Source organism: Kitasatospora sp. NPDC058048, assembly GCF_042885555.1.
In the GTDB taxonomy this organism is placed as follows: Bacteria; Actinomycetota; Actinomycetes; order Streptomycetales; family Streptomycetaceae; genus Kitasatospora; species Kitasatospora lactacystinica.
Genome location: NZ_JBHVRT010000006.1, coordinates 263313 through 283456, shown reverse-complemented (window position 1 = coordinate 283456; position 20144 = coordinate 263313). Strand labels below are relative to the sequence as shown.

19 protein-coding genes are annotated in these 20144 nt (G+C 74.6%); 6 read left to right on the top strand and 13 right to left on the bottom strand.

Features of this window, described 5'->3' with window-relative positions; translation table 11 throughout:
• Positions 1 to 4 precede the first annotated feature (4 nt).
• The 4 genes from ACFVVA_RS09310 to ACFVVA_RS09295 form a co-directional block, all read right to left on the bottom strand.
• Positions 5 to 832, bottom strand: a complete 828-nt coding sequence (locus ACFVVA_RS09310; protein WP_387687366.1) for a hypothetical protein — start codon at positions 830 to 832, stop codon at positions 5 to 7.
• A gap of 260 nt (positions 833 to 1092) precedes the next feature.
• On the bottom strand, positions 1093 to 2061 hold the full coding sequence (locus tag ACFVVA_RS09305; RefSeq protein WP_387687364.1) for a D-2-hydroxyacid dehydrogenase family protein: 969 nt from the start codon (positions 2059 to 2061) through the stop codon (positions 1093 to 1095).
• A gap of 82 nt (positions 2062 to 2143) precedes the next feature.
• Positions 2144 to 2551 (bottom strand): hypothetical protein, encoded by a 408-nt coding sequence (locus ACFVVA_RS09300; RefSeq protein ID WP_387687361.1) that lies wholly within the window; start codon positions 2549 to 2551, stop codon positions 2144 to 2146.
• Between the two features lie 10 nt (positions 2552 to 2561).
• On the bottom strand, positions 2562 to 3512 hold the full coding sequence (locus tag ACFVVA_RS09295) for a glycerophosphodiester phosphodiesterase (RefSeq protein ID WP_387687359.1): 951 nt from the start codon (positions 3510 to 3512) through the stop codon (positions 2562 to 2564).
• A 392-nt stretch (positions 3513 to 3904) separates the two neighbouring features.
• On the opposite strand from ACFVVA_RS09295, the gene ACFVVA_RS09290 reads away from it, so the two are divergent.
• The 4 genes from ACFVVA_RS09290 (at position 3905) to ACFVVA_RS09275 (ending at position 7473) form a co-directional block, all read left to right on the top strand.
• Positions 3905 to 4843 (top strand): aldo/keto reductase, encoded by a 939-nt coding sequence (locus ACFVVA_RS09290; RefSeq protein ID WP_387687357.1) that lies wholly within the window; start codon positions 3905 to 3907, stop codon positions 4841 to 4843.
• 141 nt (positions 4844 to 4984) lie between these two features.
• Entirely contained in the window at positions 4985 to 5614 is a 630-nt protein-coding gene (locus ACFVVA_RS09285; RefSeq protein ID WP_387687355.1) for a histidine phosphatase family protein, read from the top strand.
• A 131-nt stretch (positions 5615 to 5745) separates the two neighbouring features.
• Complete coding sequence (locus ACFVVA_RS09280) at positions 5746 to 6321, top strand: TetR/AcrR family transcriptional regulator (RefSeq protein WP_387687353.1); 576 nt, start codon at positions 5746 to 5748, stop codon at positions 6319 to 6321.
• Between the two features lie 96 nt (positions 6322 to 6417).
• Positions 6418 to 7473: an SDR family oxidoreductase gene (locus tag ACFVVA_RS09275; RefSeq protein WP_387687350.1), complete on the top strand. Its 1056-nt coding sequence runs from the start codon at positions 6418 to 6420 to the stop codon at positions 7471 to 7473.
• Positions 7474 to 7780: 307 nt separating this feature from the next.
• On the opposite strand, the gene ACFVVA_RS09270 is transcribed toward ACFVVA_RS09275, so the two are convergent.
• The 5 genes from ACFVVA_RS09270 to ACFVVA_RS09250 all read right to left on the bottom strand — a co-directional run bounded on the left by ACFVVA_RS09270 (position 7781) and on the right by ACFVVA_RS09250 (position 11287).
• Positions 7781 to 8422 carry an HAD family hydrolase gene (locus ACFVVA_RS09270; protein ID WP_387687348.1) on the bottom strand — a complete coding sequence of 214 codons (642 nt, stop codon included), beginning with the start codon at positions 8420 to 8422 and terminating at the stop codon, positions 7781 to 7783.
• Between the two features lie 460 nt (positions 8423 to 8882).
• Complete coding sequence (locus tag ACFVVA_RS09265) at positions 8883 to 9305, bottom strand: hypothetical protein (RefSeq protein ID WP_387687346.1); 423 nt, start codon at positions 9303 to 9305, stop codon at positions 8883 to 8885.
• Between the two features lie 481 nt (positions 9306 to 9786).
• Entirely contained in the window at positions 9787 to 10392 is a 606-nt protein-coding gene (locus ACFVVA_RS09260; RefSeq protein WP_387687344.1) for a class I SAM-dependent methyltransferase, read from the bottom strand.
• Positions 10389 to 10898 (bottom strand): DUF1877 family protein, encoded by a 510-nt coding sequence (locus ACFVVA_RS09255; RefSeq protein ID WP_387687342.1) that lies wholly within the window; start codon positions 10896 to 10898, stop codon positions 10389 to 10391. Before ACFVVA_RS09255 ends, ACFVVA_RS09260 begins: the two co-directional genes overlap by 4 nt.
• A gap of 158 nt (positions 10899 to 11056) precedes the next feature.
• The gene (locus ACFVVA_RS09250) at positions 11057 to 11287 is read right to left on the bottom strand and encodes a hypothetical protein (protein ID WP_359911059.1); all 231 of its coding nucleotides are present in this window, start codon (positions 11285 to 11287) and stop codon (positions 11057 to 11059) included.
• Between the two features lie 271 nt (positions 11288 to 11558).
• Between ACFVVA_RS09250 and ACFVVA_RS09245 the strand changes: the two genes are divergently transcribed.
• Complete coding sequence (locus ACFVVA_RS09245; RefSeq protein WP_387687340.1) at positions 11559 to 12026, top strand: hypothetical protein; 468 nt, start codon at positions 11559 to 11561, stop codon at positions 12024 to 12026.
• Between the two features lie 89 nt (positions 12027 to 12115).
• Here the strand turns inward: ACFVVA_RS09245 and ACFVVA_RS09240 are convergent, their stop codons facing one another.
• From ACFVVA_RS09240 to ACFVVA_RS09230, 3 genes are all read right to left on the bottom strand, one after another.
• Positions 12116 to 14374: an acyltransferase family protein gene (locus tag ACFVVA_RS09240; protein WP_387687338.1), complete on the bottom strand. Its 2259-nt coding sequence runs from the start codon at positions 14372 to 14374 to the stop codon at positions 12116 to 12118.
• Positions 14375 to 14504: 130 nt separating this feature from the next.
• Positions 14505 to 16244 (bottom strand): glycosyltransferase, encoded by a 1740-nt coding sequence (locus tag ACFVVA_RS09235; RefSeq protein ID WP_387687336.1) that lies wholly within the window; start codon positions 16242 to 16244, stop codon positions 14505 to 14507.
• 267 nt (positions 16245 to 16511) lie between these two features.
• Positions 16512 to 17081, bottom strand: coding sequence for a GNAT family N-acetyltransferase (locus ACFVVA_RS09230; protein ID WP_387687333.1), 570 nt, complete (start codon positions 17079 to 17081; stop codon positions 16512 to 16514).
• A gap of 346 nt (positions 17082 to 17427) precedes the next feature.
• Here ACFVVA_RS09230 and ACFVVA_RS09225 point away from each other — a divergent pair, with 346 nt between their 5' ends.
• Complete coding sequence (locus ACFVVA_RS09225) at positions 17428 to 18315, top strand: lysozyme (RefSeq protein ID WP_387687331.1); 888 nt, start codon at positions 17428 to 17430, stop codon at positions 18313 to 18315.
• 132 nt (positions 18316 to 18447) lie between these two features.
• Here ACFVVA_RS09225 and ACFVVA_RS09220 read toward each other — a convergent pair whose 3' ends face one another.
• Positions 18448 to 20130 (bottom strand): protease pro-enzyme activation domain-containing protein, encoded by a 1683-nt coding sequence (locus ACFVVA_RS09220; RefSeq protein WP_387687329.1) that lies wholly within the window; start codon positions 20128 to 20130, stop codon positions 18448 to 18450.
• Between the last annotated feature and the right edge of the window lie 14 nt (positions 20131 to 20144).

Below are 20144 nucleotides of genomic sequence, written 5' to 3'. Positions count from 1 at the left end.
CTAACTAGTGGTTGAACCCCACGTGGCAGTGGTCGTGGTGGGTGTCGTCGGTGAAGAACCGGTTACCGGCACCCGGGATCGCCACCGGCCCGCCCACGTTGTACGAACCGGCGGCGGCCGCGTCCCGCATGAAGGACTCGACCAGCTGCCGGGACGTACCCGGGTCGACCACGGCCAGCCCGTCGATCCGCCAGACGTCGAAGGCCCGGCCCAGCGGATGGTCGCTGGGCCGGGTCGTCCCGAAGACGTCCAGCGGGTGGCCGGTCCGCACCACGCTCACCGAGAGCGTGTACGGGCCGGCCAGCCGCAGCATCGCCTCCAGCACGCTGTCGTGCACGGTGCCGCTGCGCAGGTCTGCGGCGGCCTCGGGCGGCAGCTCGATCCGGGGCTCGGCCAGCACCCGGGCCACCGCGGGCGGCGGTGCGGCGGCCGCCGGGCCCGCCACTCCCGGGTGCAGCTCGGTGACCGTCCAGCGCGGCTCGGCCCGGCTCAGCCGGACGTCCACCGTGGTGCCGCCCTCGGCCACCGAACCGTCCGGACCGCGCGTCCACTGACGGCAGACCACGAGCACGCTCGCCGAGTCCTCGAGGATGCCGCCGTACTGGGCGACGATCACCTCCAGGCTCGCCTCGGCCGCCGCCGGGGCGAGCGGACCCGCGGCGTCGGCCAGCGCGGGCGGCAGGCCGAGCGCCGCCACCCGGGCCCGGGCCGCCTCCGTGCCCTGCCCGCCGGGCGGCCAGGCGCCGAGCGCGGCGACCAGCTCGACGGCGCGGCGCTTGACGTCGGGCTGGATCTCGCCGGGGCCGGGCTGCCAGAGGGGCGGCCGGGGCAACGGGGTCGGTGTCCGCGCGGGCGCTCCGGCACTGCTCGTGGCGGCGGGCGTCGTAGCTACGGACGTCGTGGCGGCGGGCGTCCTGGCGGCCGGGCCGGTGGTCGCGGCCCGCGGCCTGCTCCCGCTCGTGCACCCCGCCGCACCCAGCACCAGCGCCGCCGCGCCCGCCCGCAGCACCCCGCGCCGGCCCGCCGCCCGGCCGCCGTCTCCACCCGTCATGCCGTCAGTATGCGGCGGAGCTCTCCCGGGCGCAGGAGGTGTCAGCCCAGCCGACGGACCGGTTCGCCCGCCAGGAAAGCCGCGATGTCCTCCACCGCCTCCTCGTAGTAGCGCCGGTAGTTGTCCTGCGACACGTACCCCAGGTGCGGGGTGGCCAGCAGCCGGGGAGCGGTGCGCATCGGGTCGTCGGCGGGCAGCGGTTCGCTGTCGAACACGTCGACGCCCGCGCCCGCGATCCGGCCGCCGGTGAGCGCGGCGAGCAGCGCGTCCTGGTCGACGATCGCCGCCCGGGAGGTGTTGACCAGATACGCCCCGGGCTTCATCAGAGCCAGCTCGGCCGCGCCGATCAGCCCCCGGGTGCCCGGGTTGAGGGCGAGGTGGATCGAGACGAAGTCGCTCTCGCGGAGCAGCTCCTCCTTGTCGGCCGCGCGCCGCACGCCCGCCCCGGCGGCCCGCTCGTCGGTCAGGCTCCGGCTCCAGGCCACCACGTCCATGCCGAAGGCCAGGCCGACCCGGGCCACCCCGCCGCCGATCCGGCCGAGGCCGAGCAGCCCGAGCGTGCGGCCGTGCAGGTCGGCGCCGACGGTGCTCTGCCAGGGGCCGCCCTCGCGCAGCGCGGTGTTCTCCTGGACGATGCCGCGGGCCAGTCCGAGCAGCAGCGCCCACGTCAGCTCGACCGGCGGGGTGCCCGAGCTGGCGGTGCCGCAGACCGTCACCCCGTGCGCCTGCGCGGCCGCGAGGTCGATCGCCGCGTTGCGCATCCCGGAGGCGACCAGCAGCCGGAGCCGCGGCAGCCGGGCGAACAGCGAGGCCGGGAAGGGCACCCGCTCGCGCAGGGTGACCACGATGTCGAACCCGGCGAGCGCGGCGGCCAGCTCCTCCTCCGAGCCGAAGTGCTCGCGGAAGGCCGTCACCGAGACCCGGCCCGCCACCGGGGACCAGTCGGCGCTGCTGGTGGCGACGCCCTGGTAGTCGTCCAGGACGGCGCAGCTGAGGATCGGAGGCGTCATGCCCGCACTCTCGCAGAGGCCTCCGCCACCCGGCGCGGCGGGTCGGGCCCGGTCGGGTCGGGTCGAGCGCGGGCACCGTCCGCTACGGCAGCTCGGGGGGCCGCAGGCCGTAGCCCTCCTCGGTTCGCACGATCCAGGAGGGCTCGCCGAGTTTCCACCTCAGCCGCGACATCGGGAACGTCAGCTCATGGGGGTGGAGGGCTGCGTTGTAGACCTTCCACATGATCGAGTACGCCTGGTGCACGCCCTCGCCCAGCTCGATCAGGCCGCGCAGCAGCCTGACGTCGGCACGGGCGAGCTGCACCTCGCGGCCGTCCACGGTGACGAGCCGGGTGTCCAGGTCGACGACGAGGCGACCGTCGAAGGCGGTCAGCGAGCCCTGCGGCTCCGGGACCAGGCCGAAGTGCCTGCGGACCCACTCCTCGGCGGCCCGGTCGTCGGCAGCCCGTTCGCCCGTCGGCCGGGCGCCCGGCGCGTTCTCCTGCTCCACGCCGGGCAGCCTAACCGGCGGCGCCCGACGCCGACCAGGCCGCGGCCCAACCGGCCAGCTCCGCCGGGCGGTTGGTGATGATCCCATCCACGCCCGCCGCCGTGAGGGCCCTCCAGCGGGCGGGCAGGTCGACCGTCCAGACGTTGACCGCCACCCCGGCGGCGTGCAGTTCCCCGACCGCGCCGGGGCGGGCGGAGAGCGCGTCGTCCGAGGGGTGGTAGGCGGTCAGGCCGAGGTCCCGGGCGGTGGCGACCGGGTCGGCGTCCAGAGTGGAGCGGAGCAGTGCGAGGGGCAGTTCGGGGGCCAGTTCGCGGGTGTGCCGCAGGGCGTCGACCTCGAAGCTCTGGACCATGACCCGGTCGGCCATGCCGTGGTCGCGCACCTCCCGGACGATCCGGGCGACCTCGTCACGGCTGTGCGGCCCCTTGATCTCCAGCAGCAGTCGGCCACCGCGGATGCGCAGGTCCTCCAGCTGGGCGGCCAGGGTCGGCAGGCGGGTGCCCGCGTAGGCCGGGGCGAACCAGGAGCCGGCGTCCAGCGCGTCCAGTTGGGCGGCGGTCAGCTCGCGGATCCGGCCGGTGCCGTCGGTGGTGCGGTCCACGGTGTCGTCGTGCAGCACGTACGGGACGCCGTCCCTGCTGGGCTGGACGTCGTTCTCGACCCACTCGGCGCCCGCCCGGCGGGCCACCTCGTCCGACACCAGGGTGTTTTCCGGCGCGGCGGAGGCGGCGCCGCGGTGCGCGTACACGGTCGGCGGTGCGCCGGCCGGGCGGAGCCGGGTGTCGGCGGCGGGTGCGGCGGAGGCCGGGGCGGCTGCGGGTGCGGCGGCCGACCGCACGGGTGCCCCGGCGAGCGCGACGGCGCCGATGGCGGCCCCGAGCAGCGCGGCGACGAGAACGGTCCGACGGCGCCGCTGCCGGAGGTGCCGGGGGCCTTGCCGGGGACCGCGATTGGGTGTCATGTCCCGCACATTACGGCCGTCCGGCGCCTGCGGCCCGACGACACCGGCATCCGGGGCGACACGCCGGCGCACGGAGCAACAGCCGGTGCCGCGCGCCGGACAGGCGAGCTGCAACAGGTCCGGGCGGGGCCGGACGGGTGCAGAGCGCCGGGCCGGTGAAGGCGGACGGCACCAGCGGGAGGCCCGCCCCGGCCGTGGGCCCCGGCAGCGGGCGGGTGCGGTGGCGCAGCCGCGGGTTCGGCCCGACCTCCCGCATCGGGGAGACCGCGAAGCGCATCCGCGCCAGGTCACCCGCCGTGAACGGCAGTTCGGCCGCCGAGCCCCACCCCCGTGGATTCACGCATGGTCGAATCGTTGGCGCTCAGGCCGGTGCAGCAGTGATCATCATGGGCATGACTTCGAGCGCAGTTGCCAACACCCCCGTCACGCCCGTCACCCCCGTCACGGCCGCCGCCTCCGGCACCTGGAAGCTCGGCGACCGCACCGTCCACCGGATCGGCTTCGGCACGATGCGTCTGCCCCAGACCGGCCCGGCACTCGTCCCGCACGCCGTCCCCCGCGACCGCGAGCAGGCGCTGCGGGTGCTGCGCCGCGCGGTCGAGCTGGGCGTCAACCACATCGACACCGCCGCCTTCTACTTCTCGCCGCTGCGCTCCGCCAACGAGCTGATCAACCGGGCGCTCGCGCCGTACGCCGACGACCTGGTGATCGCCACCAAGGTCGGCCCCGGCCGCGGCCTCGACGGCGAGTGGGTCGAGCACGCCCGCACCCCCGAGCGGCTGCGCGCCCAGGTGGAGCAGAACCTGCGTCAGCTCGGCCGTGACCACCTCGACCTGGTGAACCTGCGCGTCCTCGGCACCGACTCGGTCGCCGAACGCTTCGGCGCGCTGGCCGAGTTGTGCCGGGCCGGGCCGATCCGCCGACTGGGCCTGTCCAACGTCCACCCGCACCAGCTCGCCGAGGCGCAGACCATCGCGCCGGTGGTCTGCGTACAGAACCCGTACGGCATCGGAGCCACGCCGGCGCAGGACCAGGTGCTGCGGATCTGCGGGGAGCAGGGCATCGCCTTCGTCCCCTTCTACGCGATCGCCGGGGCCGGACGGGAGGGCGGCGCCGGCGAGGCCGAGCCCGCCCAGGTCCGGGCGGTGGCCGAGGCGCGCGGGGTGAGCACCGCGCAGGTGCGGCTGGCCTGGACCCTGCACCGCGGCCCGCACGTGCTGGCCATCCCGGGCACCGGGGACGTGGCGCACCTGGAGGACAACATCGCCGCCGGGGCACTGCGGCTGTCGGCCGAGGAGCTGGCGCTGCTGGACGAGGCCCACGCGGGCTGAGGCAGAACCTGGCACCGTCCGAGCCGGAACCGCGCACGGCCCGGCCCGGAACGGGCACGACCTGATCCGGAACCGGGCACGGCCCGCGGCGCGTCACTCCGGGGCGAATCGATCTTCGTCCACCGTGAGGAGCCCCCGAGCATGACCGACCTCGCCACCCGCTATCTCTACCTGGCCCGCCACGGCGAGGCCGCCTCCGAAGGCGACGGCACCGGGCTGACCGCCGCCGGACGCCGGCAGGCCGCCCTGCTGGGTCGGCGGCTGGCCGGCCGTCCGGTCTCGGTGCTGCACCACGGCCCGCTGCCCCGGGCCGCCGAGACCGCGCGGCTGGTCGCGGAGCAGCTGACCGGCGTGCGGCCGCAGCAGTGCGAGGAGGCCGGGGACTTCGTGCCGTACGTGCCCGAGCGGGACGAACTTCCCGAGGACAGCGCCGAGTTCCTGCTGAACTTCCTCTCGTCCACCACGGCGCAGGAGCGGGAGCAGGGCGCCGCGCTGGCGCGGCGGGCCGTCGAGCGGTTCACCGGGCCGGTGCCGGGCCGCGAGGAGCGGCACGAGCTGGTCGTCACCCACGCCTTCCTGGTCGGCTGGCTGGTCCGGCACGCCCTGGACGCCCCGGCCTGGCGCTGGCTCGGCGTCAACGCGGCCAACGCGGCGCTGACCGTCCTGCGCTACACCCCCGGCCGGCCGCCCGCTGTGCTGCTGCTGAACGACCAGGGCCACCTGCCGCAGGAGCTGCACTGGACCGGCTACCCTCCCCAACTCCGCTTCTGACAAGGGCCCGAGCGCCTCTCCGAGGGACCCCCGAAGGATCGCCGGAAGGCCGCCGGAGGACCGTCGGAGGACCGTCGGAGCGACCCGACGGCCCGTCGACAAAAATATGCAGACCGGTCTACTATCGCCGCATGGGAGTCAAGGGCGAGGAGACCCGGGCCCGGCTGATCGCCGGCACCAGGGAACTGATCGAGGCGCAGGGCTACTTCGGGACCGGACTCAACCGGATCGTGGCCGCCACCGGCGCCCCGCGCGGCTCGCTCTACTTCCACTTCCCCGGCGGCAAGGACCAGCTGGTGGCCGCCGCACTCACCCAGGCCGGCCAGGAGGTCGAGGCGCTGCTCACGGCCCTGGCCGGCGAGGGCGCCGACACCGCCACCCTCGCCGAGCAGCTGATCGAGGCCTTCGCCGAGCGCCTGGAGCGCTCGGACTACACCAGCGGCTGCCCGATCGCCACCGTCGCCCTGGAGGTGGCCGGCACCAACGAGACCCTGCGGACGGTCTGCGCCGGGCTGTACGCGGGCTGGCAGCAGGTCCTGGCCGACCGCCTGGAGCGCGAGGGCTTCGGCCCGGAGCAGGCCGCGGCCGCCGCCGGGCAGGCGCTCGCCCTGCTGGAGGGGGCCGTCCTGCTCGCCTCCGTCCGGCGCAGCCGCGAGCCACTGGACCACGCCCGGCACGCCGTCCGGCACTTGCTCGGCAGCCGGTAGCCGGAGCGCGGGCGGCGGGCCGTTCCGCGCCGCCGCCCGCCCGCGCCCGAAAAATATGCAGACCGGTCTACTTATTCTGGATCCCTGGAGTTCACCGTGACCCCCGCCCCACCGCCCCGGACCCTCGTCCTCGGCGCCACCGGCTTCCTCGGCCGCTGGCTCGTCCTCGAACTCCTCGGCCGCGGCGAGCCGGTGGCCGCCGCCGTCCGCGACACCACCGGCGCGGACACCCTGCGCCGGTGGCTGCACGACCACGGCGCGGACGGCACCGCACCGACCACCGTCACCGCCGACCTCACCCGCCCCGGCCTCGGGCTCTCCCCCGAGGACGACGCCCGGCTCGGCGAGGTCCGCGACGTCCACAACCTCGCCGCCCGCTACGCCTTCGGCCTCACCCGCGCCCAGGCCGAACCCGCCAACGTCCACGGCGCGCTGCACGCCCTGCACTGGTCCGCCACCCGACCCGGGCTGCGCCGCCTGGTCCACCTCTCCGGCTATCGCGTCGGCCGCGACCCGCGGCCGCGATACCCCCTCGACCCCTCCGCCACCGCCACCCTCTACACCCGCCTCGGCGCGTACGAGGCCTCCAAGCACCTCGGCGACGCCGCCGTCCGGGTCACCGCACCCCGCCTCGGCGTCCCGCTCACCACCGTCAACCCCAGCAGCGTCATCGGCCACTCCCGGACCGGCGAGGCCGGCCAGTACCTGGGCCCGGCCCAGCTAGTCCGGCAACTCCACCGCGGGCGACTGCCCCTGCTGCCCGGCACCCGGCAGACCTTCCTCCCCGTCGTCACCGTCGACCACCTGGCCCGCTTCCTCGCCACCGTGCCCGAGCACGACCGCGACCCGCTCGCGGCCCACACCGTCCTCGACCCCACCACCCCCTGCCTCCCCGAGCTGATCACCCTCCTCGCCCGCCACCTCGGCGTCCGCCCGCCCCGCGCCCTGATCCCCGTCCCCCTCGTCCGCCGCCTCCCCCGCGTCCTCACCGGCGCCGACCCGGAGACCCTCACCTTCCTCTCCGAGGACCGCTACGACACCGGCTCCGCCGATCGCCTCGCCGCCGACGCCGGCCTCACCCACCCGCCCCTCGCCCCGGCCCTGACCCGCTGGGCCACCCGCCTGGTCGAGGAGGGATTCGGCGCACCGTGACGCCGGCGTGGGAAGTCGGCCCGGCCGACTTCCCGCGCGCCACGGCGCCACCCACAACTCCAACAGCCATCGATGCCGCGCCGATGCGCGACCGTCTCAATTAGGGGGAGGGGCAGGCGAGTTCACGGATTTCCTGGCGAATCTCGGCGCACGTCCCGTCCGGTTCCACGCGGGGGCCATGGGCGGTTTTCGGTGTGAGCTTTTCGTTTTGGCCTCGGCTTCGAGCCGGTAGGCACGCCGATCACTCGTCTGCCTACTGTCGGCCCTCACCCGGCGCACCAGCTGCGGGCTCTGCGCCAAAGCGGCGTCAGCTTTCCGGGAGAAGGATTTCCTTCAATTCGCTCAGGCTGTCGATCCGGTAAGTTGCCCGGGAAAAGTCGTCTGCCTTCGTGAACTCGTTGTGGACAACGGCACAGTCGATGCCGGCGGCCACCGCCGAGGCCAGTCCCCTGGCTGAATCCTCCACGACCAGGGTCTCCTGCGGGGAGGCGCCGAAGCGCTTCAGCCCGGCCAGGTACGGTTCCGGGTTCGGCTTGGCGAGTTCGTAGTCCTCGCGCACAAGGACGAAGTCCATGAACTGCCTGATCTGGCGCTTCTCGTGGATGATGTCGAAGTCGGCCCGCTTCGAGGTCGTCACGATGGCCATCCGGGCAAACCCCGACAGTTCGGCGAGAGTGTCGACGACGCGGTCGATCTCGATGGCCTCGGTCCGCAAGTACTCCTGGTAGTAGCCGTTACGGGCCTCGCGAACCCGAGTGAGGGTCAGGTCGTCGATGCCGGCTGCCCTGGCCTGGACCCAGGAGCCCGCCCCCAGGGCCATGTCCCGGAGGTACTGGTCCTTGTCCAGCGTGAAACCGGCCTCCGCCAGGGCGCGTTCCGCGGATCTGAAATACCAGAACTCGGTGTCGACCAGGACACCGTCATGATCGAAGAGTATGAATTTCTTCACGGAATCATTCCTTTCCGGCGGCCGCGGCGGACCGGCACATCCCCGCGGATCGTACCGTCACCAGTCGGCACCGATCAGCTTGAGCCGTTCGTGGAACAGGTGCGTTCCTGCTCCTGCCCGGATGTGCCGGGCCTTCACCCGTGCGTGACGATACGGCCGACTTCGCTGCACTGCCTGGACCGAAGCTGTCGGGCGCTGCCGAGCGTGATGCGGCCCGAGAAGTACCCGAAGTGGCAACGCAAGTGCGGCTACAGCGGCAGCGCGGCGGACGGCATCCCCGGCCAGGCTTCGTGGGACCGGCTAGGCGCACCTGCCGCTTGACCTGAGCCAGAGCTTGAGGGCCGGATGACAAGAACCCTTGTCATCCGGCGTGTTCAAGTGGCGGTTGCTGGTAGAAGTTCAGCACCTGCCACTGAGTGCCGTCGTCGGTGCCCGGGGCGGCGGTGCGTCCCGGGTCCGGTCAGGAAACCGCCAGGGTGACCTTCCAGTTGATGGCCCACGGCGGGCAGATCGTGCCGCGGTCCGGCACGCAGCGGCCGATCGCGGTGATGGCGGCCGTCCCGGCGGCCGTCACCGAGAAGGTGCCGTGGGAGTCGCCGTTGGGCTCGGCGCTGCCCGCCGTCTGGGAGAGCAGGGCGGGCGTCGGGGTGCCCAGGGCGTACCAGTACCAGGTCACCGTGTAGTCGCGCACGGCGAGGATCTCCACCTGGACGGTGTCCCCCACGTGCGCCTGGACAGTCGTTCCGTTGGCCGGACCGGAGATGGTGACGGTGGCGGGCGCGGGGTCGGGAGCCGCCGCTGGTGCGGCGGGTGCGGCGGTCGCGCCGCTCAGCGTCAGGGCGAGGGCTGCGGCGGGCACGGCGAGCAGTCTCAGGGCGTTCACGGCACTCCCGGTACTCGGAGGATCGGCGCTCGGAGGATCGGCGCTCGGAGCCTCCCGTCTACCGGTCGCCCGTGCCGCCTGACAACGGTCTCCGGCCACCGCCGGACGAAGCTGCGTCGATCGGACGCCCCCACCGACCGTCGATCGCCGTAGCGGCCCTCCTCCGCCGCCGGGGAACACGCCCCGGGCCGACCGGCGAACGGTCCGCCGGGCCGGTCGCCACGACGACGGAGAGAGGCTCGGCGAACGCCCGCGACGACCGGGAGCGGATCCAGGGCGTCCGGCCGCCCGACCCCTTGGCGGCAGAGGCGCGCGCGCTCGCGCGGACGGACGGCGCGGTCGCTGCGACGGCGCGGCTGAACCTCCGGCAGGCCAGGGCGTACCTGCCGGCCGTACGGGACGGGCCCGAGCCGCCCGAGGCGTTGGCGCACCTCGCCGTGGAGGGGTCGCCTGCCCGCCGCTACCGCCCCGGGCCGAGCGCCTACGCCTCCCGCTCGAAGAGCAGCAGCGTCCAGCGGACCTCGCCCCGGCCGTGCAGGTCCGCGCGGGTGGCGCGGTGGAGGAGGCGCAGCCCGCAGTCGGCGGCGAGGGTGACGGTGGCCTCGTCCGGGAGGTCAAACATGTGGCGGCCCGGCGGGACGGGGCCGTGGCGGACGGTGAGGGCGAGCCGTCCCGCGGGGGCGAGGAGGCGGGTGAGGGCGGCCATCGCGGGTGGGCGCTCGGCGGGGGCGAGGTGCATCCAGACGGCGGTGAGCAGGACGAGATCGTAGCTCGTGCCCTCGGCGACGAGCGCGGGCAGTTCGGGCAGCGCGTCGGCGACCCAGCGCACGTCCGAGCCGGCGTGCAACCGCTCTCCGACGGCCCGGAGTTCGGGGGTCGGCTCGACCGCGACCACCCGGTGGCCGAGGGCGGCGAGGGCGGCGGCGTCGCGGCCGGTGCCGGCGCCGACGTCCAGGACGGACGCGGGCGGGGCCGGGTACAGGTGGTGCAGCTCGCGGTGCACCTCGGTGAAGCTCACGCTCTCGTACTGGACGGCGAGTTGCTCGGCCGCCGCGCCGTACCCGGCGGTCCCCGCGGGCGTGATCACTGCGCCTCCCGGACGGCTACCGCGTCCCCGGCGGCGGCCGCGCGGGCGAAGAAGTCCCGCAGCTCGCGCAGGTCGTGGACGACGAGCGTCGCCCAGGCCTCGGACCACGGCGTCGGGTAGCCGAGGTGCACGGCCGTACGGGCGAGCACGCTGTTCTGCTGGCGGACGAGTTCGCCGAGTGCCGAGTCGCGCAGGAACGCGGAGGCCGCCGCGACCTGTTCGGGGCGCAGCACGGGCACGGCACCGTCCGGCAGTGCGCCGTCCGGCTGGTGCGGGCCGCCGCCGTAGACGGGCAGTCGGGCGGCCGGGTCGGGATGCAGGCCGTTCTCGGTGAGCGCGAGTTCCATCAGGACGGCGGTGCGCCGCACGCCGAGGGCGAGGCCGGCGGCGGCCAGCCGGTCGTACCGGACGTCGCGGTCGCGGGGCACGAGTTCGCCGAGTTGTTCCGGCGAGCAGGTGCCCACGGCCCGGCCCGGCAGGCGGTGCCAGAAGTGATCCACTCTCACCCGCTCAGCGTAACGAAGGAACGGGTCCGTCACTCCTGCACCGAGCGGTTCGGGTCGCATCGCACCGCGCCACATCCGTTCAGGCCGGGACATACCGGACCGCTCCGGGCCACCCGGACCCGCCCGGAGCGCCCGGCCCGTGCGTTCGGGCGGTGCGTTCAGGCTTCGCCCGGGTGCCAGGCGGGCCACTCCCAGGGGCGGTCGGCCCAGTGGACCCGTTGCGGGTCGCGCGGGTCGAGGTCCGGGAAGAGCTGGTGGACGCGCGGCTCGAACTCCTCCTGTGCGAGCGGTTCCCAGCCGTGGCCCTCGAAGTGGATGAGGCGATAGCGGCTGTCGGTCCGGAACTCGGCCACCTCGACCAGGGGTTTGGACGTGCTGTTGGTCTCCATGTCCCCCAGCATGTGGCGCGGTGGCAATCAACGCCCGTCCAGACCCCTCTTCCGGGTCATGTCCCGGCGTCGGCGCGCTCGTTGAGCACGGAAAGGTTCTGAGGGGGGCCGCTGGAAGGACGAGCACATGACTGGGCAGCCCACCGGAGGGCAGTGGCAGTGGCCGCAGAACGCTTGGCAGCCGCCGCCGGTCCCGACGAATCCGCTACCGCCGTGGTCCACCGCCACGCCGCCGCCGAGGCGTCTGTCACGCAGGGCCTGGACGGCCGCGATGGTCGGGACGGGCGCCGTGCTGGCCTCCGTCCTGGTGATGTGCGGGCCGGGGGCGGGTGACGAGCTGAGCGTGGCGGCGCTGCCGGACGCCTCGCCCTCCGCCTCGGACCCGGCGGCGCAGTTGCTGCCGGTCTCCCCCTCACCGGCCGTACCGGCACCGTCCCCGCTGCCGCCGCCCACCCCGGGCGCGGTGATCCCGGTGGGCGGGCCGGGTACGACGGCGGCCGCGCCCGGTGCCGGGGCCGGTGCGACGACCGACGCCGCGCACGCCTCGGCGAGCGCGCGCCCCAAGCCGGGGCACAGCCCGCACGCCCCGGCTCCGGCCCGCGGCCAGTCGGCCGCGCCCACCCCGGCGGGTGCCGGGGCGGGCGGAGGCCGGAACAGCATCTGCGACCAGGCCGAGCGGGCGGGCCACTGGCCGGCCGGGTCGGAGTCGGCCCGGCTCTGCCACAGCATCTACGGCTGAATCCACGGCTGAGCCGAGGGCGGCCCCGGAGCCATGGACGCGGCCGAACCGGTCGGGCCGGTCGGAATCACCGAACCGGTCAGGCCGGCCTACCCGGTGGGGCCGGTCGGCGCGGTCGATCCGGTCGGCGCGGCAGAACCGGCCGGTGCGCCCGGGGCTCCCGCCGTCCCCAGCAGTCCCTTGTCCAGCCGGGGCGCCAGTACCCGCGCCAGGGTGTCGGTGATGTGCCCGGTGTCCCGGTACAGCACCACGCCCTCCAGCACCGCCGGGCAGGAGGGCCCGGCACCGGGGCAGAGCAGCGGGCCGAGGTCGAGGGTCCGCACCCCATAGCGGGCGGCGAGCCCGCCGTCCAGCACCGGGTCGGGCTCGAAGGCGGTGTCGCGGGGGAAGAAGCAGGCGTCCGAGCGCCCGTCGGAGGCGGCCAGGCAGGTCGGGATGTCCTTGCCGGGCATCGGGGTGTCGCCGAGGTAGGCGAGCGGGGCGCCGAGCGCGGTGAGCCGGTCCAGGGTGCGGGTCCAGCCCTCGGCGCGCTCCTCCTGGCTGCCGTACCGGTTGAGCCCCGCCATCAGGACCAGGCGCGGCTTGGGGCCGGAGGTCAGCCGGGTGAGGGTGTTCTCGCGCCAGCGGTCGCACTCGTCGAAGGTGCGGCCGAGCACATTGTTGCGCACGGTGAGGGTGGCCAGCGGGCAGCCGGGCTTGACCAGGACCTCCAGGGCCCAGTGCCGCTGCTCGGCCAGGGCGAGGCCGGCGGAGATCCACTGCCCGGCGTGGGAGTCGCCGAGCAGCACGATCCGGTCGGGGCTGTCCTCGGCGCCGAAGAGGCAGCGCGGGCTGCTGTCGGCGTTGAGCGGGATCTCGCAGCCCTTGCCGGGCGGGAAGTCCTCCCGGGCCCGGGCCAGCGACGGCGTCAGGGTGAGCACCCGGGCGCCGGGGGCGAGCAGGCTCGGGCCGTCGGGGGCTCCGGCGGGGGCCGCCACGGGCCCGGCGGAGGGGTCGCCGAGAGCGCGCACGGTGCCGCCGCCGAGGGTGAGCGCGGCGATCAGCGGGATGACCAGGGCGCTGGCGCCGACCGCGAGCCCGCGCCGGGGGGCGGGGCTGCTGCCGTAGCGCAGCGGCTGTTCGACCAGCCGCAGGGTGAGCCAGGCGGGCAGCGCGGCGGCGGCGGTGAGCGCGAGCAGGGTGGTCCAGGGCAGCGGGCCGTAGCGGGCCTGGGCGATGGTCAGCACCGGCCAGTGCCAGAGGTACCAGGCGTACGAGAGCCGTCCGGCGGCGCGCAGCGGGCGGGTGGCGAGCAGCCGTCCGGCCTCGGCGGCGCCGGGGGTGCCGTGCCCGGCGAGCAGGACGGCGGCGGTGCCGAGGACGGGCAGCAGCGCGGCGGTGCCGGGGAAGGGGGTGTTGCGGTCGTACAGGAACACCGGCGTGAGCACGGCGGCGAGGCCGAGCCAACCGAGCACCCGCAGCGTCCGCAGCACCGGGCGCCGCTCGGCGCGGGCGGCCAGCGCCGGGCCGGCCAGCGCCGCGCAGGCGCCGGCCGCGAACTCCCAGAGCCGGCTGCCGGTGGAGAAGTAGGCGAGCGGCGCGGAGGTGGCCGTCCAGCGCAGGCAGAGCACGAGCGAGATCCCGCCGACGGCCACCGTGGCGAGGGTGATCGCCAGGGTGCGGCGGCGCCCGTGGAGGTAGCGGGCGAGGCCGAGCAGCAGCACGCCCCAGAGCAGGTAGAACTGGTTCTCCACGCCCAGCGACCAGAAGTGCTGCAGCGGGCTGGGGTCGCGTTCGGCGGCCAGGTAGTCGGTCTGCTCGCCGACGAAGCGCCAGTTGGCGAACTGGCCGGCGGAGGCGATCAGGTCGCGGGCGAGGTCGGTGCCGCGCAGCGGATCGAGCAGGGCGCCGCCTGCGACGGCGGTGGCGACCAGCACGGTGGCGGCGGCGGGCAGGATGCGCCGGGCGCGGCGGGCGGCGAAGTCCCACAGGCCGAGCGGGCGTCCGACGAGCAGGCCGGTGATCAGGAAGCCGGAGACGACGAAGAAGACGTCGACGCCGACGAAGCCGCCGGTCAGGCCCGGGACGGCGGAATGGAAGGCGAGGACGGAGAGCACGGCGACGCCGCGCAGCCCCTCGATGTCGGGGCGGAAGGCGGTGCGCCGGCGGGTCTGCCCGCTCTCGGCGACGGCGGCGCCCTGCGGGGCGGCGGGTTCCCGGCCCACCCGGACGACGCCGGGCAGCAGGTCGGCGGGTGTGTCGGTCGCGGCGGGCGCGGCCGGCGGCGACGAGGCCGAGGAGGACGACGGGGACGGGGCCGAGGCGGATGAGGAGGACGAGGCTGAGGACGATGGTACGGCCGTTGACACGGCGGTGCTCCTTGCAGGGCTGGCAGCGGTTTGTCGGGCCCGCCGGGCCGATGGGGCGGCCGGGCGGTGTCCGCGCCGGTGGGGCGACGCGCAAGGAAACTCGGTGGGACAGAGGTGGTGTGACGGTCCGTCAGACGATCAGCGGGTCGGCCCAGCCGGAGGCCAGCAGCCCGCACAGCAGCAGCACGGCGGTGACGGCGACGGCCTCGGCGCGTCCGAACCCGAGGTCGGAGCGGCCCGGTGCGGGCGCGGCGACCTCGCCGACGGCGGCTCCCTTGCCGCCGCCGGTGCCGTTGAGCAGCGGCCGCAGTTCCCGGATCAGCGGGATCATGGTGTAGGCGGTGAGTGCGAGCAGCCCGGCGAGCGCCCAGTACGGCCGCCAGCCGTGCAGCAGCGCGGCCCGGACCAGTCCGGCGGCGCCCGCGAGGACGACGAAGCCGAGCCAGCCGACCCCGATCCGGGCGACGGCACGGGCGAGCGAGCTGCCGCCGGACACGGCGCCGGTGGGCACCCAGTCGGCGGAGCGGCGGCGCAGCGCGTGCACGATGGCGACCACGTGGCAGAGCCCGCCGAGGAGTTGGACCCGGGTGACCTCGAAGCGCCAGCGGGTGCGGGACATCGCGGGCAGCAGCACCAGGGCGACCCAGATCGGCGGCAGGAACGGCAGCACCTGCCAGGGCTGGATCTCCTCGGGCCGGAAGAACAGCATGATCAGGGCGGGCAGCGGCACGGCGAAGACGTTCACCGCGCTGGTGACGTAGCCGAGGATGCCGTTCCAGAAGCAGAGCCGGGCGGACCGCGGGAGCGGCCCCTTGCGGAAGTCCGGGTCGCGGACCAGGGCCAGGGAGCCGAGGCACCAGCGGTACTGCTGGCTGATGAAGGCGGGCAGGCCGGTGGGCGACATGCCCTTGGCGACCAGCGCGGGGACGTAGCGGGTGGCCCATCCGGCGCGGGCGAGGGCGAGGCCGGTGTAGAGGTCCTCGCTGTGGTCGATCTCGGCGAAGCCGCCGATCCGCTTCAGCGCGGCGCGGCGGTAGAGGGCGTTGGTGCCGCAGCAGACGGTGCCGTCCTGCGCGTCCCGGGAGGGCTGGATCCAGCGGTAGAAGATCTCCTGGGTGGCTCCCGCGGCGCGTTCGAGCCAGGACATGTCGGCGTCCGTGTCGAAGCACTGCGGGCTCTGCACGATGCCGACCTCGGGGTTGTCGAGGTAGGGCACCAGGTGGTGCAGGAAGTCGGGGCGGGGGCAAAAGTCGGCGTCCAGGACGGCGACGATCTCGCCGGTGCCCTCGGCCAGGCCGTGGTTGAGGTTGCCGGCCTTCTTGAACCGGCCCCGGTCGGGCCGGGCGTGGTACCGGAAGCCGTAGGACTCGGCGAGTCGGCGCACCTCGGGGCGGCCGGCGTCGTCGAGGACCAGCACGGTCAGCTCGCCGGGCCACTGGACGGCCGCGGTGTGCCGGTAGGCGTTGTCGAGGACGGCCAGTGGTTCACCGGCGGTCGGCAGCAGCAGGTCGACGCTCGGGGCGCGGTCGGGGTTCCAGGCGCGCAGCAGCAGGTCGTGGGAGTCGCGGGTGAAGCGCCGGGCGCGCTGGCCGTCGGTGAGCGAGAGCAGCCAGGTGGCCGCGTTGAGCACGGTGAGCACCAGGAAGGGCCAGAGCAGCGGCTTGCTGAGGGCGAACAGGCCGAGCGTGGCGGTGGCTCCCGCGTAGGAGAGGGTGGCGCAGAGCAGCACCCAGCGGCGCTGCGGGCCGAAGTACCAGTAGAGCTCCTCGTCGTCGGGCGGGCTGGGCAGGCGGTGGTCGTCCGGGTCCGCGGGTGTCCGGCGCGGACCGGTGTCGAATGCGGGCATGGCGGTGCCATGGAGTACGGGCATGCGGAAATGGCCCCCCTGGGCAGCGGACGGAGCGTGGCCGTTCGCGCTCAGCTTCTCACATTGGCCTAGACCAATAATGAACGAGGTATGACATCTCCGCATCGCCCCAGCTCAGTGACTTGACCGTGCGTCACCTGCGGAGATCCGGTCCAGCGGAACTGAACCGGACCCCGAGCCAGAGCCGTTCCGGGGGTCGTCAACTCCCCGGCCGGTCATGGCTCCAGCACCTCCGCAGCCGTCAACTTCCGTACACGGACGTCCATTCCGTCAGGAATCCGCCTTCAAGTCCTTGACGAGGTGGGCGAACCGGAGGTCCGGCCGGAGCGGGATGCCGAAGCGCTCGTCGCCGTACGGGAACGGGCTGAACTCCCCGGTGCGCCGGTAGCCGCGCCGCTCGTACCAGGCGATCAGTTCGGCGCGCTGCTCGATCACCGTCATCTCCATCGCGCCGACGCCCCACCGCTCGACGGCCAGCCGCTCCGCCTCCGCCAGCACGGCCCGGCCGATCCCGCCGCCCTGGAGACCCGGGCGCACCGAGAACATCCCGAAGTACGCCCGCTCGCCGCGCTGTTCCAGCTGGCAGCAGGCGAGCAGCTCGCCGTCCCGCTCGGCCAGCAGCACCAGGCCCTCGGAGTGGCCCACGGCCTCCGTGACGGCCTCCGGGTTGGTGCGCCGGCCGTCCAGCAGGTCCGCCTCGGTGGTCCACCCGGCCCGGCTGGAGTCGCCCCGGTAGGCGGACTCGACCAGGGCGACCAGCGCCGGGACGTCGGCGGGCGTGGCGGGCCGGAACACGGGCTCCCCGTCGGGCCGGGCGGAATCGGTGGCGGTCTCGGTCATGGCTGGTCCTCTCCTCACGTGCGGGGCCGCCCGTGGTGGCCGGCCCGCGGGCATCGTGCCACAGCGCGCCGGGCGCACCCGGAGCCGCCCCGGAGCCCCTCCGGTGCCGACCGCGGCCCGTCCCCCTCCCCGGTTCCGGTTCCCGCCCCCGGTCGACCGGACCGGCAGAACCGGCAACGCCGGTTGCCGGTCGCGGTGTTCCGGCATATCCGACGTGCGTTCACTATGTGAAAAAAGATGCCTGGTGGCGGTGCCAGGTACATGGCTACTCTGCGGTACGGCCGGTCAGGCCCCGGCCGAACCGGGTCATTTCGACCCTCCCCCTGCTCGGACCAGAGGAGTGCCCATGCCCCGCTCTTCCCGCTCCGCCCGCACCACCGGCAGCGACAGACCGGCCCGCCGCCGTCTGCCCGCGCTCGCCGCCCTCGCCGCCGCGACCGCCCTGGTCGCCGGCGCGGCCGCCCCCGCCTACGCGGCCGACCCCGCCCCTGTCGCCCCCGTCGCCGAAGGCCGCCCCGGCTTCCACCCCGAGCAGGACTTCGCCGGCTCCACCGTCGCCGCCCGCGAGGGCCGCAGCGCGGCCGCCCCGCTCGCCTCCCTCGCCGCCACCCAGACCCCGGGGCTGGACGTCTCCAGCTACCAGGGCAACGTCAACTGGTCCTCGGTGGCCGCCAACGGCGCCAGGTTCGCCTACGTCAAGGCCACCGAGGGCACCGGCTACACCAACCCGTCCTTCGCCCAGCAGTACAACGGCTCCTACAACGCCGGGCTGATCCGCGGCGCCTACCACTTCGCGCTGCCGAACGCCTCCTCCGGCGCCACCCAGGCCAACTACTTCGTCAGCCACGGCGGCGGCTGGTCCGCCGACGGCAAGACCCTGCCGCCCGCGCTGGACATCGAGTACAACCCCTACGGCGCCACCTGCTACGGCCTCAGCCAGAGCGCCATGGTCAGCTGGATCCGGGACTTCAGCAACACCGTGCACTCCCGCACCGGCCGCTACCCCACCATCTACACCACCACCAACTGGTGGACCCAGTGCACCGGCAACAACGGCGGCTTCGGCACCACCAACCCGCTCTGGATAGCCCGCTACGCCTCCTCCGTCGGCACCCTGCCGAACGGCTGGGGCTACCAGACCTTCTGGCAGTTCGCCGACTCCGGCACCTTCCCCGGTGACCAGAACTACTTCAACGGCGCGGCCGACCGCCTCCGCGCCCTCGCCCTGGGCTGACGGCCGAGAGCCGACGGCTTGACGGCTTGACGGCTTGACGGCCGAGGGCCGAAGGCCGAGGGCCGACGCACCCGCGCCGGTGCGGGGCGCCGCAAGGCGTCCCGCACCGGCCGGTGTCGGACCGACGGGGGTTCACAGGGCCTTGAGGCCGTCCATCAGCTGCTGGCCGCCCGGGCTGCCGAGGCCGGTGCACGGGTCCCAGCCGGGCCCGGAGGGGTACGCCCCGTTGCTGCCGACGGTGATGTCCCGCAGGACGCCGGTCGCGAAGTGCGCGTACAGCAGCGGGTTGAGGAAGCCGACCCGGTGGCCGAGCCCCTGGTTGATCCGGGCCAGCAGGGCGGCCCACATCGGGGCCGACGCGCTGGTGCCGCCGACCAGGTCGACGTGCACGCCGTCCACGTTCGGGACGACCACGCCGGTGTTCCGGGAGGCGACCGCGGACACGTCGGGCACACCCCGGCCGTGCACGTGCGGCGGGTTCGCGGCGACCGGCATCGTGAGGCCGACCTGGTAGGGGGGCACCGGGAACATCCTGCTGATGCCGCCCCCGGTCCGCGCCCCCGGTCCGTCGTCCCAGACGATCTCCTGGTCGACCGCGCCGCCCTGGACCACCAGGTGGGTGCCGCCGACGCCGAGCACGTGCGGGCTGGACGCGGGGAAGTCGGCGTGGGCACGCTCGCCGATGTGGACGTCCCGGGAGCCGTCGTCGCCCGAGGCGCAGCAGATGCTGATGTCCTTGGTGCCGGCGTTGATGAAGACGCCGTCGACGTTGGCGACGCCCGCGGGGGTCCAACGCGGGCCCCCGTCCTCGGTGTTGCCGTAGCTGCTGGAGATCACCGCGGGCCGGTTGACGGTGTCGGTCGCGATCTGGTTGACCAGATCGGTCCAGCCCTGTTCGGTGAACTTGCTGAAGTAGACGACGATCTTCGCCCCGGGTGCGAGGGAGCCGACCACCGCGAGGTCGAGCATGATCTCGTCGGTGCTGTCGAACGGGTCCGCGGTGGCGTCGCCCGGGCCCGGGTCGTTGCCGGGGGATCCGACGTTCTGGATCACCACATTGGTGATGTCCGGCACGGGCAGCCCCAGTGCGGTGAAGTACGTGCGCAACGCGTCCGACGAGTAGCCGCCGGAAGGCACACCGGGCGACGTCTCGCCGTTGAAGGCGAGGACGGCGATGCACTGGCCGGTGCCGTCGAGACCGGCCGGGTAGGTGTACGGCTTCGCGAGCTGGTGCGGGAAGAAGACTCCCGTCGGCAGGGCCGGTACGGCCTTCGCCGTGATCGGGAGGCTGACGTCCGTCCGGTGGATCAGCAGGTTGGCGCCGATCGGCCGGTCGTCCAGGCCGAACACGCCGGTGATGACGCCGCTCAGCTCCTCGGGGACGTGGACGGCGCCCTCGCGGCCGCGGTAGACGCGGGGGTTGTCGCGGGCGTCGTGGTAGCGGTAGCGGGCCAGGGTGACCCGGAAGGCGTCCGCGACGTCCCCGGTGGTGCCGGTCAGCTGGACGCTGCGGGCCAGCGGGTTCTCGTTGGAGACGGCGAGGCGGTGCTCGGCGGCGAAGGTCTCGACGGCCTTCAGGTCGGTGTCGCGCCAGCGGTGGACGGCGGCGTACTCGTCGTCGGTGGGGACGGTCCGGCGGGTCGGCGGCTGGAGCGCCAGCTCGTACAGGTCCGGCCGCGGGGGCGCGTCGGGGTCGCGCCGCAGGTAGACGGTGACGGTCAGGGGTGCCCGTGGGTCGGCCGGTCCGATGACCCGCGCTCCGTCGAGCGGAACGCGGGAGCTGTCCGGCAGCGCCACGTAGTGGTTGGTCGACATGATCGCTCCAGCGG

Bases quoted from the DNA above. Each gene is read 5' to 3' on its own strand.
- ACFVVA_RS09305 (WP_387687364.1), bottom strand. From the start codon at position 2,061: ATGACGCCTCCGATCCTCAGCTGCGCCGTCCTGGACGACTACCAGGGC.
- ACFVVA_RS09295 (WP_387687359.1), bottom strand. From the start codon at position 3,512: ATGACACCCAATCGCGGTCCCCGGCAAGGCCCCCGGCACCTCCGGCAG.
- ACFVVA_RS09290 (WP_387687357.1), top strand. From the start codon at position 3,905: ATGACTTCGAGCGCAGTTGCCAACACCCCCGTCACGCCCGTCACCCCC.
- ACFVVA_RS09285 (WP_387687355.1), top strand. From the start codon at position 4,985: ATGACCGACCTCGCCACCCGCTATCTCTACCTGGCCCGCCACGGCGAG.
- ACFVVA_RS09280 (WP_387687353.1), top strand. From the start codon at position 5,746: ATGGGAGTCAAGGGCGAGGAGACCCGGGCCCGGCTGATCGCCGGCACC.
- ACFVVA_RS09250 (WP_359911059.1), bottom strand. From the start codon at position 11,287: ATGGAGACCAACAGCACGTCCAAACCCCTGGTCGAGGTGGCCGAGTTC.
- ACFVVA_RS09245 (WP_387687340.1), top strand. From the start codon at position 11,559: ATGGTCGGGACGGGCGCCGTGCTGGCCTCCGTCCTGGTGATGTGCGGG.
- ACFVVA_RS09235 (WP_387687336.1), bottom strand. From the start codon at position 16,244: ATGCCCGTACTCCATGGCACCGCCATGCCCGCATTCGACACCGGTCCG.
- ACFVVA_RS09230 (WP_387687333.1), bottom strand. From the start codon at position 17,081: ATGACCGAGACCGCCACCGATTCCGCCCGGCCCGACGGGGAGCCCGTG.
- ACFVVA_RS09225 (WP_387687331.1), top strand. From the start codon at position 17,428: ATGCCCCGCTCTTCCCGCTCCGCCCGCACCACCGGCAGCGACAGACCG.
- ACFVVA_RS09220 (WP_387687329.1), bottom strand. From the start codon at position 20,130: ATGTCGACCAACCACTACGTGGCGCTGCCGGACAGCTCCCGCGTTCCG.